This is a genomic window from Roseovarius sp. D22-M7 (genome assembly GCF_037083785.1).
Classification (GTDB): Bacteria; Pseudomonadota; Alphaproteobacteria; order Rhodobacterales; family Rhodobacteraceae; genus Roseovarius.
This window is the reverse complement of sequence record NZ_JBAPKY010000042.1, coordinates 14,830-32,368: the sequence shown is the minus strand read 5'-3', so window position 1 is coordinate 32,368 and position 17,539 is coordinate 14,830. Positions and strand designations below refer to the sequence as shown.

Here is a 17,539-nt window from a genome sequence, read left to right as displayed (position 1 = left end):
CCTCCACGGAGAAACTCCTTCCCTATTCCAAGACAGGGACGGATTCCCAGAAATCATAAGTCAGAAGAAGGTGGGCCCCAGATCGCGCTTACAGATCATTCACGTCGGGAGGCGACAAAAAGCCCATCCAGACCCCCCGATCGACCGTCGGCTGCAACGCCAGGACCCGCGGAACGGGACGGGGTGTTTCGTCTTCGGATCGGGCGATCTCACGAGGTCCACCAGTGCGAACGGACCAGAAATCCGGAACGTCCACGGTGAAAAGCGCCCGCCCCCCCTCGGTATAGCTGACCGGGGTCTGTGCGGCCGCCCCGGCGGTCGACATTGCGATCGCCACGATGATACGCAACATGATGGTGCCCATCGAGATGCCCTCCTCTCGGATAAAACCCTATTGATCAGGCATCCGCCCGCCGAACGCGCCGCATGGACGCCATCGGAATTTGCGGTCCTCTGTCGCTGCGGTCCCGCGGGTCGCGCCGTGTTCCGGGTCTCCCTTGGGCATCCGCTGCCAGCGGGCGTGTGCCTTGCCGGCGTATTTCACCGTGGGAACAGGAAGGTCATGCCCAGGCGGAAGGCGAGATCGTCGGGTCCGCCGGCCGGGCTCTCGGCCCAGTACCGAAGCCCCGCCTGAAGGCTCACGGGCTGGTCCCCGATGTTGACCAGGCGCGCCGCGATGAGGTTCACCGGCACCGCCCAGGAGTCGCTTTCCCAGTCGTAAACCGTTTCGGCACTCGCCGTGAGGGTGATCGCCGCAGGCGACGTGTAGGAAACGAACGGCTGGAGGAAGCTCTGGTTGACGTCACGGCGATCATCGTCACCGGCAAAGGACCAGACATGGTTGAACAGCGCACCATAGGTGAATGGCCCGTCCACGCGCAGCGCCGTCGCGGTCGGTCCCGCTGTCCATTTCTCGCTGCCGAGCGCATCATCCGTCGCCGTGGGCAGACCAAACGCGAGACCGGCGCCCCAGATCAGACCGCCGTTGCTGCCCGCGTCCCGAGGCGACAGAAAGAAGCTCTGCAACGTGTCGCCGAGGCCGGTCTGGTCCGTAGCCGGAACCACGTCCTCCTGCCAGATCACCGGCAGAATGGTCCGGCTGATGAGGTTCCAGTCCTCATTCAGGCGAAACGGATAAACGGGCTGGATGTTGAGTGTCGTGCGCGATCCGTCACCATCCGGCCCGAACCCCTCGTCATAGTTCAACTGAAAGGGAACAGAGATCAGATCGGCAATCGGGTTGGCCAGTTTCTGCGCCGTATCGGCATCCTGCGCCTGTGCCGAAGCAGGCGACAAAGCAAGACAAAGCCCGGCAACCAGCCGGTTGAGATGTATGGGCATTCAGGAGTTTCCTTTTCAAGATTTGCCGCGTCACCAGACCTTGGCGAGCGTAAGCCTTACGGTCTCACCTTCGGGCTGACCTGCTGGTGCGGATACGGTGGTTTCGTAGTTTACAAAGACGGTGGCGACAGAGGGTATACGCCACCCAAGGCCTGCCCCGAGGCTCAAGGTATCGGCCGCATTGTCCTGAGCCACGCCATCCAGACGGGTCTCGCCGCCCCAATTGTAATACGCATCGGCCGTCAGCCAGAAATCAGGGGTCAGATTCCGGCTCGCGTGCAGTTCTATCTGGTAAAGGGGATCCTGCTCCAGTGTTTCGGCGGTGCCGGGCGCGTCCGTATTGTCACCAAAGAAGCGGGCCGTGGTGTAGATTTCCAGCCAGGTCCAGCCCGCATCCGGCGTGTAGCTGTAATTGACCGTGGGCGCGAGGCTCCAGCGGTTGGAGCCGACATTAACAAGCGACTCCGGATCGTATGCGCCGGTCGGAAAGGTCGCCAACAGGTGAAACGACGAGAATGTTTCCGGGTCCCACGCGCCGAAGGCTTCCTTGCTCAGGGCCGGCGCGCCGAAAAGGTTGACCTCGGCCACAATCCCGACATCGCCGATCCCGGCGTCGCCGTCTCCGAAAGGTCCGGCGGCCACGTCGATGTCGGCATGCGGCAACACGAAGGAAAGCCCGCCGGTGCGCCCACCGATATCGAGAATTCTCGACAGGATCAGCGATTGCGAGGTGACATCGGTCGTGACGTCGGTAATTCCGAAATCGGCAGCACCATCTACTGGGGCCACGCTGTTCGAAAACCCGAGATTGTAAAAGGTGACCCAGGTATTCACCGGTGCGTTCAGATAGTCGCGCGCCTTTCCGCCAATAGCAGGCGAGGCGCACGAAATCATCGCTCCCATTACCAAGATATCACGAAACCCCGTGATGCCATTCAGACTGAGTGCTTTTATAAGGCAAGTCATTAATTTGTCCGAAACCGGAGGCTCGTGCGCGCAGGCGAATGCCCCGTCAAAGTGCGCGGGTCGGACCGCGGCTGAGGGGCCGGGCACCCCATCTGGTGCCCGGCTCTAACATCAGAGTTCGGGTTTCCAGGGCCCGTCCTCGTTTTCGGGCAGGCTGCGCGACATAGGCGGACCCATCGAATGCTCGGTGCCGTCGTCGTAGGTCCCTGTGAACATGATCATCTCGCAGAAACCGGTCGCCACGATCGGCCCGTCCGGCCCGCCTTCGCGGAGCTGGATCACGCCTTCGATATAGGGTCCGGCGAAACCGAGGCCCTCCTGCTCCGGAATGGTCGGCTCGTACCAGTAGGTGCCATGCGGCGTCTCGATCCGGCCATACCAGGGGTAGACGATGCCGGACTTCTCCGAGGTCCACATGCGCTCGGGGATAAGCTTGAAGGCCGGGCCGAAGGCGTAGCTCCGCTCGAAGGTCTCGCCGTCCATGTAGAAGTAGCGGTTCACGTTGTAATTCGGGTTCCGGAAGTCCTCGCCTTCGTAGTACTGGCGGAAGGTCATCAGGTCGCCGCTCTCCTCGAACCGGAACCAGGCCCAGAAATAGCGATACTGGTACGTGTTGCGGAAATTGCCCCACTGATGCTCGAACCAGCCGGTGCCCTCGAACCGGACCGTGCGGCCCGCCACTTCGAGTTCACCCGTCGTGGCCATGTCCGGCGCCGTGTAATAGAGGGTCAGGCCGTACATCGTTTCCGGGTTCTGGCGCTTCTGCGGATCGACCCCGATGCTTTCCAGACCCCAATAGGCCATCGGCGCATAGCCCGGCGCCTGGGCCGTCGCCGTCATCGACAGGTTGAACGGCTCGTTCCAGTCGTCCTTCACGGTGGTGTAGCCGCCAAACTCCCACGTCTCGGTGGCATGCGTGTAGGCCGTCGTGAAACCGCTCTTGCCGTCGTCGATCTCGTAGCGGAAGTGGAAGTCCTCCGCGTCCGGGCCCGAGCCTTCGGTGGTCATCGGCCCCGTGATGTAGAGCAGCGCGGTGTGGAATTCGCCGGTGTCGAGGTTGTGGAAGGCAAAGAGCACGTTGTTCAGCGGTCGGCCCTCTCTCTCAACCCAGCCCTGGTTGAGCGGCACCCAGAACACCGAGATGCGTTCGCCGGTGTCGAGGTCACGCCCGAGAGCCGTGATGTAATGCCACTCGTTGTAGTCGTTGGTCTGGTAGAATTCGCTGCCATGCCAGGCGTGATCGCGCGGCAAGGAATAAATCGCCTGTCCACTCGTCGTCTCGATGCCAGGGCCTTGCAGGGGGGGCTTGCCGGACTGTGCGCGCGCCGGGGCGGTGGTTGCTGCCATGGTGCCCGTGAAGGCTCCCGCGCCCAAAGCCAAGCCGGTGGCAGGCGCGGATTTCAGCAGGGCGCGACGGGTCATTTCGAATTCCGGACGCAAGTCCCGGCTTGTTTTGTCATCCATTACATCAGTCTCCAAGATTTTTGCGACGCAGGTACCCTTCAAGTACCCCGTATTGGTTCACCGCTGCGCGCGGCACATCGTTCTCGGCCGATGATGGGAAATGCCCGGAAGGCACTCTTCAGACCAGAACGCAACAGCGTGGCTGTCCATATTTGACGAATGATGAAGCTGTCTAATGCCATATTCATTCCCTGCGATGCAGAAGCATTATCGAATCTTGCGTTTATGTCGGTCGACCGATGGACGATCAGAGAACCTCGGCTGGCGCGCCGCGATATCCCGTGCCGTTATCGGCCGGTATGAGATTGCATAACCCGTTGCTCGAAATTAATGACAAGGCTTGGAATCCCAGTTATCGTAATCTTAACTTGATGGAAGAGTTTTATCTGCAACCATTTCTTTCTTCTGCTTCGAGGACAGGCGGCCGTCGAATATCAGGAAATATGCGCACGCCGTGACAGAGCCTCACCTTCACGCGGCTTCCGTTCAGATTTTTCGGAACAACACGCGTCATCTGATTTGAGGTCGGCATCAGCGTGCGCTGGTATCCAGCGCCCTGTTTGAAAAAGTCTGTACCATGACGATGACACGCTATTTCACACCCAATCAAAAGGTTGGGTTAAATTGAGTGATCTGTTGAAGCCAGATATAGTGAAATATTGCCAAGGCGCGCCCCGGAAACACGGGACGCGCCTTTCATGAGTTTCTAAGGATTTCTGATCAGGAACTCTGAAGTTCTCTGGTACATTTACGCGCCTCGAAAATGGCGTTGCGCACGTCTTTGAGGTTAACGGTAACCGTGTAAGGCGATTCCGGAAAAATGACCATCTCGTTTTGGCTCTCGAGGTCCAGACGGAGTTGCCTGTCATTTGTCACGACATAGCCGCCCTGGTAGCCACCTGACGCGCCGTGAACCAATTTTTTCACGCTACCGATATAGAGATTGCCGTTGATTGCTATCGCGACAGCTTCATCATTCTCTTCGACATCGGCGCCCTTCTTGAAAATACCGACATATCCATACTGGCTGTTCTTGGTGAAGCCCATCTGGACGAGGTAGCCTTCGTCGTCCGACCGCGAGATGAAACATGTTCCGCGGGTTTCGTTCGCACGCACGGTCCACTCGCCAGCGTCGCGATACTTACTGATCTCGTCGCTATTTACAGGCAGGACGTCCTCGGTCGCTGCGATAGCGGGTGTCGCGACCAAAAGCAGAGTGGCAACAAATGCCCGGTTGATCTTGTTCATCGTTCGGCTCCTATCCGAAAGTATAATGATGTCGTGTGCTGAGTGTCAGTGCCCCACAGCCCTAGATTACGCAACAGATTGCGTTGGCGTCTGCTGGCAATGTCCCCACGCGGACTGAGCTTGGAGTATTCGAGACATCTCGAGACTGTCTAATGCATTTTAAGCTCTGTGTGATGCGCCAAGGCTATCAGCATAGGGTGCAAGTGCAGACACGCAGATGCCAATGCAACTGATCACCATTTTTCGGAGTTAAATAAAGTATTGATCGCAGATGCTTAAGGCGATGAAAATACAGTTCAACCATACTCTGAAACGCGCAGCTTTGCGGCGTTCGTGTGGATGCGTCTGAATTGCAAAGACCGGTTCAGTATGTCACATTTTTCTCATGGAACCGATCCGTAGGGATCCGGCCCTACCTGTCAGGCAAAATGGAATAAGGTCCAATGCATTTCGTTTTCTGCGCTCTTCTCAATGGATTTGTCATGATGACCTCCGCCGTCCATGCTGCGAGCGTCTCTGGTACAGCACTTTATCTTGAACGCATTGCGGCACCGCCCGATGCGCGCTTTGTGGCCGTGCTGCAGGACACCTCGGTGGCCGATGCGCCCTCGATAGAACTTGGACGGGTCGAGAGGGAAAGGCCCGGCAACCCGCCCTACAGGTTCAAGATCCACTACGATGAGGAGGCAATCAAGCACAATCACACATACAGTGTGCGGGCATCGCTTTACTCGGACGAAGGGCGGTTGCTGTTCACCTCGGATACGCATGTGCCGGTCATTACGCGCGGCGCTCCGGAAGATGTCGAGATCGTGATGAAACACTTAGAGGGGCCCCGGGCATCGACCTCGTCATTCATCGGGGCGCATGGCTTGCGCCTCCCTGCGAGTTTTACCGGAATATTGCCTTGCGCAGATTGCGCGGGGATCGAACACCATCTCGATTTGTGGCCGGATCAGACCTATCACATGCGGCGAGTTTATCTTGGGGTGGACGACTGGCGCCATGGAGATCGCGGCTATGGGAATGATGAGCTGGGTCGCTGGTATGCCGATCCGGCGGAGGACAAGATCATTCTGTTCGGGGCATCCGAGATGCCGCTCCATTGGGAGGTGAAGGGCCCTGATCGCCTGCGCAAGATGGATATCCAGGGAAACCCGATCGAGTCGGAGCTTAATTACGATCTGACAAGCGATGGGCGCCTGGCGCAAACCGATCTCGAGGGGCTCTTTCTTATTGGCGAGATGTCCTACATGGCGGATGCCGCGAGGTTCAAGGAATGCGTTACCGGGCGCACCTATCCAATCGCGCAGGAGCAGGATTACCGCACCCTTGAACGTGCATACCTTGCTGACAGGGACAACCCGGGCGCACCGCTGACGGTGCATGTCGAGGGTAGCCTCGTGATGCGTCCCGCCATGGAAGGCCCGGACCGGCGCAGCCTCGTCGTGGATCGCTTCATCCAGACCCTGCCCGATGTGACCTGTGAACGCCAACGCGCCGATGCCGACCTTGTCAACACATACTGGCGGATTGACAGGTTGCAGGGTGAACCGGTCACGGCTGTGCCGAACCGGCGCGAACCGCATCTGGTGTTTCTGGACGAGCCAACCACCCGCGTCCGGGCAACGGTGGGATGCAACCGGCTGACCGGAACCTACGACCTCCGAAGCGACCGCCTCAGCTTTGCTTCCATCATGGCAACAGGTCAGGAATGCCCGGCGCCCCTCGACCGTCTCGAAGGCACCCTCGCCGAAACCCTCGACGCGGTCCATTCATATCGCACGACCGGCCAGACCATGGCCCTGCTCGACGGGGACGGCGAGGTTGTCGCCCTTCTCACGGCCGTCTATTTTCGGTGAGTAGGATCTCGCTCGCAGTCCTGCGGGTAACGGATTGCGGCACTCTACCTAGGTTCACTCAGGTGGACTTCGACGCGCGCGACATCATGAGGACCAATGGAAAGACCGTGATATACGTCATGAAACCGTATACCGCGGCAGGCGTGACATAAACCGGAAAGCCCGAAGGCTCACTCCAGAGCATTGCACCGACAGCGATTCCGAGGGCGCTGTTCTGCACGGCGATTTCAACGGTCAGGGCTATGCGGCGCGGCGGGGTAAGCCGGCCCAGCCAAGCAATTCCCATGCCCAGTGCAAACAGGGTGCAGGTCACCGCGAGAAGATGCCATCCGAGCAGGATCATACCCTCGTAAAGCACACCCATGCCTTCCGCGACGCCCCATCCCATGATGAGCAGGAAGACAGTGAGAGCGATACGAAATACGGACGTCTCATAGTGTTGTGCGAGGACCGGCGCAAAGAACCTCAGGGCCATGCCAAGCAGGATCGGCGCGGTGCCTATCAGCGCGACACGTACAGTAATTTCCTGGATTTCGGACGCATTCACCTCGGCTCCGACGAAATGGTTGGCAGCCAGCACCACGAGCGTCGGCATCGTCACGACGGAAACGACATTGGTGATCGCAGTCATGGACAAGGAAAGCGCCACGTCACCGCCGGCGATCCTCGTCAGGATGTTACTCATCGCGCCGCCCGGGCAAAGCGCAAGGATCATGATGCCAAGTGCAATCTCCCGCTCCGGCTGCAGCGACGTGAGAAAAACAAGCACAATCAACGGCACGAGGATCAACTGTGCCGCCACGCCCATCAGAAACGCCTTCGGCTCGCTAAAGGCGATTCGGAAGTCGTTGTGCGTCACGCCGAGGCCGATGGCAATCATGATGATGATCACCGCAACGGGAATGGCCATGTCGATGATGGTGTCCAAGTATCTGACCTTATGGTCTTTTGATGAAACCACTCTCTCTGAAGAGAACCGCGAACCACTGGCTTGGTACGCAAACATCCCGGAGATTACGTTTCACGAAATTTGTTTCTCGGGCCTCGAGCGCTGACCACCCAATTTCGCTGCCTGAATTCCTTTCAACGTACCATAACCGCATCACAGATACTGTATTATGCATTGGACGGCGCTCCAAGCATAAACGAAAAGCGGTGCGCCCGGTCCGGTCGCATGCGTTGCCGCGACACGTCTCTCGAGACGGCTGAAAGCGACCATCCGGGGCGGCGACAGCCTCATCTCGAAGAAATCCCTGAAACCGTTGAGGATTTGAAGACGGCATGACAACCCTTTTCGATTGCGCGATACGTTGGGCGTTTGCCTTGCTCCTTTGCCTGCTTACCCTGCTGATGCCCATGACAGGGCAGGCCCAGCCTTCGGATCCCGACGATGGCGCCGAAGACGCAGCGTCAGGGCCGCCCTATCCGGCCGGGCTTGACGATCCGGCGATCGGTTCCGACGAACTCCGGTTGCGGCTCCTGCCGCTGACGGTGGATGAGCTTGCACCGCTGGCAGAAGCCTGGCGCGGCAATGCCTCGGATGCCACGCAGGCGGTAGTCGAACAGACCCTGCAAATTCGCGAGGACGGCAGTTCGGCGACCGACGCGCAGAAAAAGGTTCGCAATGAGCTTGTGGAAAAGCGCAAGGCGGTATTCGACCGATACTCGGCTGTGGTGTCCAGTCTGGAGGCAAAGGGCGGCGACAAGGCGTTGGTCGAGCAACTGCGGACTTATCGCAGTGCGATAACGGTGGAAGAGACGGCGAACCTGACACCAACAGAGTTGGCGGACCAGGTGCTTGACTGGTTGGTCTCGCCGGGTGGTGGAATGCAACTTGCCCTGCGGGTCGGTATCATTCTGGCATCGCTTCTGGGGTTGCTGATCCTCGCGCGGCTCGTGCGACGCTGGGCGCGTCGGACCTTCGAGCGCGTTCCGAACCTGTCGCAACTGCTGCGCGGATTCCTGGCGATGGTGATCTACTGGCTGACGATCGCCATCGGTCTGATGGTCGTGCTGGCTGCTCTCGGTGTGAACATCACACCCTTCTTCGCGTTGGTCGGCGGTGCGTCGTTCATCATCGCGTTCGCGATGCAGGACACGCTGAGCAATCTGGCCGCCGGTCTGATGATAATGATCAACCACCCATTCGACGAGGGGGACTACGTGACCATCGCCGGCAAGGGTGGGACGGTCCGCAACGTGTCCGTGGTATCGACCACGATCGTGACTCCCGACAACCAAGTGATCATTATCCCCAATTCCAAGGTCTGGGGCGATGTCATTACCAATGTCACCGCTTCGGATACACGACGCATCGATATGGTCTTCGGAATCGGCTACGAGGATTCGATCGAAAAGGCACAGGAGGTTCTGGAACAGATTCTGTCCGATCACCCCAAGGTCCTGGACGACCCCGCGCCACTCATCCGGGTCAACGAGCTGGGTGAAAGTTCGGTCAACTTCATTGTTCGGCCTTGGGTGCGGGCCGAGGATTACTGGGAGGTTTATTGGGAATTGACGGCGAAGGTCAAGGAACGGTTCGACGCCAACGGCCTGACAATCCCCTTCCCGCAAACCGAACTGCGCATCAAGGGAGACGCGTACGGAAACATGTCGCCCGCCGTGAATCGCTAAGGCTCGAGGGCCGAAGATTCAGATCGATGAAGGTCTCCGAAAGCCAAGCCAGTAGGTGGAGGATCTTTTTAAATGTATGCGTTGAAAGAACGGATGTGTGGGCAGGCAGGGATGCCTCAGGTCTGCATCCCGTGGTAACACACTGTTAATACGGGGAAACGTCTTATATGTCCGCGACATTTGAGAGTGTGCTCATGCTGTCAACTTCCGTAATAAAGACCGTAAGACGACTTTTCTTGCTTCTCCCGCAGCGTCTTCAAGAAGCGCTCAAGGGCCTTGGACCGAGGCTGGTCACGTCGCCAGACAAGACCGTATTCCATCATCATCCAGGGTTCGGAGATGGGCAGGATGACGAGATCGCCGCGATCGACCTCATCTTGAATGAAAGCACTCGGGGCCGCGCTGATGGCGCGGCCATCGCGTACCGCCGACACCATGGCTGGGAAACTATCAACGCAAATCGCAGGCACGATGTCTCCGGTGACCGGATCGACCCGGCCCATCGCGCCGAGATTCTCGGGCAACAGCTCTCGCCACCGCCCCTGAATCAGGGTGGTCGCCCACGGAAATCGCATCACGTCGCGCCATTCGATGTCATCCTGTTGGGCGAGTGGATGCGCAGAAGAACAGAAAAAGAGAATCGACCCGCCACCGAGCATTTCCGTTTCCAGTTCCGGATATCCTTGAGCGCTACGGGTATCGGTGATGGCGAGCTCGCTCCGACGTTCGATCACATCTTCAAGACATGTGCGCCAATCCCGTATCAACATTTTCCCTGTGAACGCCCGGCTGGAACTGGCATTCGCAGCAAAACTTTCTAGTCCCACGGCTTCTGCTGCGTAGGGTCCAACAGATACCCGAAGCCCAAGTGTGGTTTCGTCTCGTTTATGCTCAATAGCCTGCAAGATATCTTCGAAACCATCGATGATCGCGTCGCATCGGTCAACTATGATCCTGGAATAGACGGTCGGCGAAACCGCAGTGCGACTGCGTTCGAAAAGTTCGATCCCGAGTCTCTGTTCGATGCTTGCCAATCTGCGGCTAAGAGCAGGCTGGCTCATACCAAGTGCCACTGCAGCACGTGCAAAGTTGCGATGGGCCTCCAAGGCCTTAACCAATTTCAAGTCTTGGATATTTTTCATCAAATTACGCCTAGAACCATCCATATTCAATATTCTGCATCAGACATTGTCAATAGAGCGCTGTCAAAAGCTCGGTTTGGCCTCAGAAAATGCCCTGCCGCAACACCCTGACACAACGATCAGGAACCGCCATAGGATGTTCGGATGGGCAGGCCGCACGATGCCCTGCGGTTGCCCCGAGTGAAGGACGCAGGCAATCACTTCACCTAGCTGGACAACCGTATCCACATGAGATTTTCAATCAATCTGCACCGAAAGAACGCGCGCCGCGCAGCTGCTCGTGACCCGGACCGAGCGCGCTGGTGTCTCGTATTCTGTATCCTCAAGGCGGATCACGTCCCCGGCCTCGAATTGTTGCACGTCACCCGAGCTTGACGCCACCACCAATTGACCGCAAAGCAGTACACATAATTGGCGTCGGCTGGAAAAGTCGCCCTTGCTAGTATAGCCTGGGGGGAGTTCCGAGAAGAAATAGCGTTTGCATGGTTTAGCAGACGACATTAGCACTGTTGCCGTCAAGAAATCGGCTTCGCCCGCGTGAAACTCCACCGGCTCAGAGCCGAATGTCGTTCCACCTTTGCTGTCGTTCAAGAACGTCGTGATCCACATTGTCAACCGAAGCCCACCTTTTCCATTGCCTGACCATGAACCACTAACGGCTATCAAGACTATTAGTACAATATTCTTTTTGACCGTGCAAATTTCTTAATTTCAACACCACTCGTCATGTAGCCACTTGCAACGCTTCAGTTACCATCAGTCCGGGAGGTTGTCCGATATACAGGCGCGGTCTTTTTGATATAGGAAGGCGAAGCCGGAAGCGCAGCCTCGCTGTTAGTGTCGCGATCCCGTCAACCTGATGCCGTTTTTTCCAGCCGCAATGCCATGACAACAAGCGCAACTCCGCTGCCCAAAAGCTCCAGTGACAGGATCATCCCCAGCTGGAGGCCCACACTCGAGAGTACCAGAAGGCCCAGCACGACCGACAGCGCGCCCGCCCCGATCACTGCCCAGAATAGCGGATCGGTCTGGCACCGTCGCCCGGTCCACAGTTTCGCCAGCCCGCCCACGATTAGCAGACCACCCAGAAGCCAGCGCAGGAGCGTACCATCACCGAACGGCCCCATCAGCAGCGACAGGCCCAGAAACAGCCCCGCCGCAGCGAAGAGCCCCGCTCCGGCACGCTCGCGCATTGCGCTCGATTTCCAGGCAGCGCGCCCCTGCAAGAGCCCCATCAGCACCAGCGCGATACCGGCGATCGTGGTCGAGGTGATCTGCGCGGCATTCGGGTTGATCAAGCCTAGCACACCGCCCACAAGGGCCACGCCGCCGGCCAGAAGCCACCAAAGCCAGTTTTTCATCGCCGTCTCCTCAGGTTGCCCGGTCGCGGGCCGCAAGGCCCAGCACGATCAGGGAAATTCCGTTCGAAACCAGCTCGACCGCCAGCAGGATACCCAGAACCACCGCCGCCGAAAACGGAAAACTTGTCAGGATCATCCCGCCCAGCAGGAGCGAGACGATCCCAGCCAGAATCAGTATGACCTTGAGCCCACCGGTCGGCATCCGCAAGGCGAAGACGATCCGCAGCACGCCAATGAACAGCATCAGCAGTGCCACCACCACGGTCAGTTGCAGTACGCCCTGCAACGGGTTGCTCACCAGATTGACGCCGATGGCGAGGATCGCCACGCCCAGAACCAGCGACAGGAGCCGCGAGCCCCAGCTGTCATCGGCAAAGATCGACAGCAACATCAGAACACCGATGGTGATGAACAGATAACCGGTCAAAAGCTCCACAGTCAGCGTCGCCGCCAACGGGTTGAGCAGAGCAATGATGCCACCCGAAAGCGACAGCGCGCCGATGGTCAGCATAAGGACGGAACTTTTCATGATCCATTTCCCCCAGATTGAAATTCCTCAGGCATCCGACGGCGCAGCGACCGCATCGGGGCGATCGAGACGCAGCCGGTCGCTCAGCCAGACCAGCAGCCGCTCTGTCAGCGACAGCGTCGCGTACTCCTCCATGATCTGCCGCGCCAGAGCGGGATCGTTGGTGATGATCCCGTCGACCCCCATCGAGATCATCCGCGCCATGGCGCGCGGATCGTCCACCGTCCAGACAAAGACCCGCTTGTCCGTCGCATGCGCGCGGCGCACAAGCTGCCTCGAAATCTGCCCGGTATTGACCGCGAGGAAGTCCGCGTCGAGCGCGCCGAGATTGCCGATCGCCCGCGCCGCGAGGATGCCCACCGGCCAGTCGGGACGCAGCCGGCGGACCTTGGCCACGCCCGCGCGTTTGAGCGACATGATCGCCACGTCGCGCGTCATCCCGGCCTGCTCGACGATGCGGATCACGCGCTCTTCCAGCCGGTCGTCATGGCCGTAATATTTCAGCTCGATCAGCACCTGCCCGCGGCCCTTGGCCGTCTCGAGCACCGCGCGCAGCGTCGGCACCCGCGTGCCCGCGTGGGCCGGGTCGAACCAGCGGCCCACATCGATCCGCGCGAGGTCGTCCCGCGTCGCCTGCCAGACCTTCAGCGGCAGCCCGGCCTGTTTCATGAAATCACTGTCATGGGTGACGATCACGGTGCCATCGGCGATCTCCTGCACGTCGATCTCGACCCGGTCGGCGCGGTCCTCCAGCGCCTTTTCCACGGCGGCCAGCGTGTTTTCCGGGCGCAGGGCGGCGGCGCCGCGATGCGCGATGATCTCGACCCGCGGCGGCGCGGCGAGCCGGTCCGCCAGATCGCCGAGGACGGCGACCGCGCCGACCCCGGCCAGCCCTGCGACCAGCGCCAGCCCCACCAGTACAGGCCCGCCGGCGGGCGCCGGGTCCTCAAAGGCCGGGACCCGTGGCGCGGTCTCGCGGTGCAGATCGGTCAGCAGCCGTGCCAGCGCGCCGTTCGACACGCCCGCCAGCACCGCGTTTGCCAGCGACCAGAGCGCGAGGGTCGCCAGCAGCACAAGCACCACCCTGGTGAGATCCGGCAGCACCAGCGCCTGCAGCGCGGCCCCGAGGGCGCCCATCAGCGCCGCGATCCCCGCCGCAAGCGCCAGCCGCAGCGCCAGCCAGCCAAGGATGCACTTGGCCACCCGGCCGCGGCGTCCTTGCAGACGCGTCTCGCTGCGGGCCAGGCACGCGCCGGCCGGCACGCGGTCGATCAGCCGCAGATGCAGGGCCAGCGCCCAGCCCGAAAGCCGCCAGACCAGCAGCGCCGCCAGGACCGACCCGAGCACGGCGATCACCGCCGCCGCCAGCAGGAATTCGGGCGGGCGCGCGGCGAGGTAGTAGTTCACGTCATGCGCGCGCAAGGTCAGCGCCGCCACGCCGATTGCTGCCGCGAGGAAGGGCGCGCTCAGCACCGCCACGCGCAGCAGCAGGCGCAAGCCGAGGCCGAACACCGCGCCCAGCCGGGGCAGGACACGCCGCCACGCGCCGGCCAGCCCGGGCCAGAGCCCCGGCACCGGCTGGCGCAGGGCGGCGGTCATCAGCGCCAGATCGAGCACGGCGGCGACCAGCAGCAGCCCGGCCGCGGCCATCGCCGCCCCTGCCCCCACCGGCGACAGCAGGAAGCCCGCGATCTCCTGGTCCGTCAGCGCCGGGTCGCCGGACCAGCGCAGGACAAGCCCAAGGGTCAGCCCCGCCAGCGGCAGCATCACAATCGAGACCGCAAGCCTCACGCCCAGATGCAGCGCCGTGAACAGAACCGCGTCCGACACTGCGTGGCGGTAAGCCGAAAGCACCGCGTACAGGCCCATCAGGTCAGGTCTCCGCGTCCCCTGATCCGTTCACGCAGGGATTGGAAGATCACATAGAGCGCGGGAATGACGAAAATGCCCACGAGCGTGGCTGCCAGCATGCCGCCAGCCACGCCCGTACCAACCGCACGGCGCGAAAGCATCGACGCGCCTTCGGCCGTGACAAGAGGGATGAGGCCCGCGATGAAAGAGAAAGAGGTCATCATCACTGCGCGAAACCGCGCATGCGCGCCGGAAATGGCAGCCTGGAGGATCTCTTCGCCCGCCTCACGCCGCGCCTTGGCAAACTCCACGATCAGGATGGCGTTCTTGGCGGCCAGCGCCAGCAGCACCACCAGCCCGATCTGGGCGTAGATGTTGAAGGGCAGCCCCGCGAGCAAGAGCGCCGCGAGCGCCCCTGCCACGCCGAACACGACCGACAGCATCACCGGTACCGGGATGGTCCAGCTTTCGTAAAGAGCGACGAGGAAGAGGTAGGCGAACAGCATCGCGAGCGCGAGGATCACCGTGGTCTGTCCCGCCGCCTGTTTCTCCTGCAACGCGGTGCCGGTCCATTCGTAGTCAAAACCCGGTGGCAGATTGGCTTCGGCAACGTCTTCCATCGCCGCCAAAGCCGCGCCCGACGAAAACCCCTCCGCGGGGTTGCCGCTGATCTTGGCCGCACGCTGGTTGTTATAGCGCGAGAGCGCCATCGGCCCTGTGATATAGTCGGCGCGCGCAAAGGCCCCGATTGGCACCATGTCGCCGGAAGAGGACCGCACCTGAATTCGCGCGATATCATCCACAGCATCGCGGTATTCAGGCGCAGCGCTCATCCGGACCTGCCACGAGCGTCCGAAGAAGTTGAAATCGTTGATATAGGCCGACCCGAGCGTGGGTTGCAGTGCGGCGAACACGTCCGAGACCGGGATGCCAAGCGCATAGAGCCGCTCGCGGTCGATCTCGAGGAAAAGCTGCGGGCTGTTGGCCGAGAACGTGCTGTAGACACCCGACAGCGTCGGATTGCCGTTGGCGGCGAATGACAGCCCCCGGGCGGTCTCTGCCAACTCCTGCGGCGTGCGCCCCTGGGTGTCCAGCAGCTGCATCTCGAAGCCCGACCCGGTGCCAAGCCCGGCAATCGGGGGCAGATTGAACGCGATGACCTGCGCTGATCGGATTGCCGCGCCCTGCCGCATGGCCTCTTTGATGGCATTGAAAACGCTGGTTTCCTCACTGGTCCGCTCGCCAAATTCCTCCATCGAGACCAGTGCGAAGGCGGCGTTGGACTTGGTGATGCCATCAAGCAGTGAAAAGCCCGTGACCGACGTCACCGACCCCACCCCCGGCAGGTCCAGCAGGATCTCCTCGACCTCGCGCTGTGCCGCGAGGGTGCGGATGACCGACGCCGCCTCGGGCAGGCGCGTCTCGACGATGAAAGAGCCCTGATCCTCCGACGGCAGGAACCCGGTCGGTACCGCCTTGAACAGCCCGCCGGTCAGCACGAAAGCCCCGATCAGTAGCGCCAGCCCCAGAACGGCGCGTCGCGCGATGGCCCCGGCCACGCGCGCATACCCGTCGCGCGCCGTGTCGATCCCGCGAGAGATCAGCCCAATAATCCCCTTTTTCGGCCCCTGGCGCGGCTTGAGAAGGATCGCGCAAAGCGCCGGTGACAGGGTCAGTGCGTTTATCGACGAGATCACCATCGATACCGACACGGTCACGGCGAATTGTTGAAAGAGCTGGCCGGAGATCCCGGGGATGAAAGCCACCGGCACGAACACCGACAAGAGCACCAAGGTGGTCGCAATGATCGCGCCGGTGATCTCGGACATGGCCGCAGACGACGCCTCTGCCGCCGACATCCCGGGATTTTCCTCCATCTTGGTTTCGACGGCTTCGACCACGACGATCGGGTCATCGACCACGATCCCGATGGCCAGCACCATCGCCAGCAATGACACGGTGTTCAGCGAGAACCCCATGGCCTGAAGCACAGCGAAGGTGCCGACCAGCGCGACCGGCACCGCGATGAGCGGCACGATCGTGGCCCGCAGTGAGCCGAGAAACAGGAACACCACGATCACCACAAGCACGAAGGCCTCGATCAGCGTCGTTTGAACCTCTTGTATGCTTTCCTTCACGAAGGTCGAACTGTCTGCGACGATGTCATACGCCATGCCTGCGGGGAAATCCGCCGCCGTAGTTTCCATCACGGCCTTGACCGCGTCGGCAGCTGCAATGGCGTTACCGCCGGGCGCCAGATAAATGCCGATCAGGCCGGCTGGTTTCGTGTCAAAACTGGTGATCACGTCCGAGTTCTTCTCGCCCAGATCCACCTCGGCCACGTCGCGGATACGCACGACACTGCCATCCGCATCGGCACGCAGGATGATTGCGCCGAATTCCTCGGGGCTCGACAGACGCCCCTTGGTGGAAATGTTGAGTTGCAATCCGGGGTCCTGCGTGACCGGCTGACCACCGACGCGCCCGATCGCGGCCTGCAGGTTCTGACTGCGCAGCGCCGCGGCAACGTCTCCGGGCGTGAGGTTCAGAGCGGCGAGTCGATCGACATCGAGATTGACCCGCATGGCGAACTCGTTGGCCCCGAACATCGAGGCATCACCGACCCCCTCGACTCGCTTGAGCCGGTCCATCAGGTTGAGGCGCGCGTAATTGGTTAGATCGCCGCCTTTGAGCGCATCGCTCTCGGCGGAAAGCGCGATACCCATCAGCAGCGACGACGATTTCTTGGCCACGCGCACGCCGGTCTGGCGCACCTCCGGCGGCAGGAGAGGCTCGGCCAAGGCCACCCGGTTCTGCACGTTCACCGTGGCGATATCGGGATCGGTGCCCACCTCGAAGCTGATGCTGAGGATATAGGTGCCGTCGGCTCCGGACGTCGAGGACATGTAAATCATGTCGTCCACGCCCACGACCTGATCCTCGATCACCTGGGCGACCGTTTGTTCCACCACCTCGGCCCCGGCGCCGGGATAGCTGGCGATAACCGAGACCTGCGGCGGCACGATATCGGGGAACTGTTCCACCGGCATGCGCGTCAGCGCAATAAGCCCGGCCAGGAAAAGCACGATGGAGATCACCCCGGCAAAGCGGGGGCGCTTTATGAAGATGTCCGCCAGCATG

14 protein-coding genes are annotated in these 17,539 nt (G+C 60.8%); 2 read left to right on the top strand and 12 right to left on the bottom strand.

What is annotated here, in order from left to right:
* Positions 1-88: 88 nt before the first annotated feature.
* From V8324_RS16085 to V8324_RS16065, 5 genes are all read right to left on the bottom strand, one after another.
* Positions 89-364: a hypothetical protein gene (locus V8324_RS16085; protein ID WP_336420948.1), complete on the bottom strand. Its 276-nt coding sequence runs from the start codon at positions 362-364 to the stop codon at positions 89-91.
* Between the two features lie 176 nt (positions 365-540).
* Positions 541-1,341, bottom strand: a complete 801-nt coding sequence (locus V8324_RS16080; RefSeq protein ID WP_336420947.1) for a transporter — start codon at positions 1,339-1,341, stop codon at positions 541-543.
* Positions 1,342-1,371: 30 nt separating this feature from the next.
* Complete coding sequence (locus V8324_RS16075) at positions 1,372-2,307, bottom strand: transporter (protein ID WP_336420946.1); 936 nt, start codon at positions 2,305-2,307, stop codon at positions 1,372-1,374.
* 111 nt (positions 2,308-2,418) lie between these two features.
* Complete coding sequence (locus V8324_RS16070) at positions 2,419-3,729, bottom strand: lipocalin family protein (RefSeq protein ID WP_336420945.1); 1,311 nt, start codon at positions 3,727-3,729, stop codon at positions 2,419-2,421.
* A 762-nt stretch (positions 3,730-4,491) separates the two neighbouring features.
* Positions 4,492-5,019 carry a hypothetical protein gene (locus V8324_RS16065; protein WP_336420944.1) on the bottom strand — a complete coding sequence of 176 codons (528 nt, stop codon included), beginning with the start codon at positions 5,017-5,019 and terminating at the stop codon, positions 4,492-4,494.
* Between the two features lie 443 nt (positions 5,020-5,462).
* On the opposite strand from V8324_RS16065, the gene V8324_RS16060 reads away from it, so the two are divergent.
* The gene (locus tag V8324_RS16060) at positions 5,463-6,881 is read left to right on the top strand and encodes a YbaY family lipoprotein (protein WP_336420943.1); all 1,419 of its coding nucleotides are present in this window, start codon (positions 5,463-5,465) and stop codon (positions 6,879-6,881) included.
* 58 nt (positions 6,882-6,939) lie between these two features.
* On the opposite strand, the gene V8324_RS16055 is transcribed toward V8324_RS16060, so the two are convergent.
* The gene (locus V8324_RS16055; protein WP_336420942.1) at positions 6,940-7,809 is read right to left on the bottom strand and encodes a bile acid:sodium symporter family protein; all 870 of its coding nucleotides are present in this window, start codon (positions 7,807-7,809) and stop codon (positions 6,940-6,942) included.
* A gap of 353 nt (positions 7,810-8,162) precedes the next feature.
* Here V8324_RS16055 and V8324_RS16050 point away from each other — a divergent pair, with 353 nt between their 5' ends.
* On the top strand, positions 8,163-9,515 hold the full coding sequence (locus tag V8324_RS16050) for a mechanosensitive ion channel family protein (protein ID WP_336420941.1): 1,353 nt from the start codon (positions 8,163-8,165) through the stop codon (positions 9,513-9,515).
* Positions 9,516-9,715: 200 nt separating this feature from the next.
* On the opposite strand, the gene V8324_RS16045 is transcribed toward V8324_RS16050, so the two are convergent.
* The 6 genes from V8324_RS16045 to V8324_RS16020 form a co-directional block, all read right to left on the bottom strand.
* The gene (locus V8324_RS16045) at positions 9,716-10,657 is read right to left on the bottom strand and encodes a LysR family transcriptional regulator (RefSeq protein ID WP_336420940.1); all 942 of its coding nucleotides are present in this window, start codon (positions 10,655-10,657) and stop codon (positions 9,716-9,718) included.
* 237 nt (positions 10,658-10,894) lie between these two features.
* Positions 10,895-11,272: a hypothetical protein gene (locus V8324_RS16040; protein ID WP_336420939.1), complete on the bottom strand. Its 378-nt coding sequence runs from the start codon at positions 11,270-11,272 to the stop codon at positions 10,895-10,897.
* A 236-nt stretch (positions 11,273-11,508) separates the two neighbouring features.
* Positions 11,509-12,018: a DUF308 domain-containing protein gene (locus V8324_RS16035; RefSeq protein ID WP_336420938.1), complete on the bottom strand. Its 510-nt coding sequence runs from the start codon at positions 12,016-12,018 to the stop codon at positions 11,509-11,511.
* 10 nt (positions 12,019-12,028) lie between these two features.
* The gene (locus V8324_RS16030) at positions 12,029-12,529 is read right to left on the bottom strand and encodes an HdeD family acid-resistance protein (protein ID WP_336420937.1); all 501 of its coding nucleotides are present in this window, start codon (positions 12,527-12,529) and stop codon (positions 12,029-12,031) included.
* A gap of 45 nt (positions 12,530-12,574) precedes the next feature.
* A complete protein-coding gene (locus V8324_RS16025; protein ID WP_336420936.1) occupies positions 12,575-14,416 on the bottom strand; it encodes a glycerophosphodiester phosphodiesterase in 1,842 nt (613 codons plus the stop codon).
* Entirely contained in the window at positions 14,416-17,538 is a 3,123-nt protein-coding gene (locus V8324_RS16020; RefSeq protein ID WP_336420935.1) for an efflux RND transporter permease subunit, read from the bottom strand. The genes V8324_RS16025 and V8324_RS16020 overlap by 1 nt, the downstream gene beginning before the upstream one ends.
* Position 17,539: the final 1 nt, after the last annotated feature.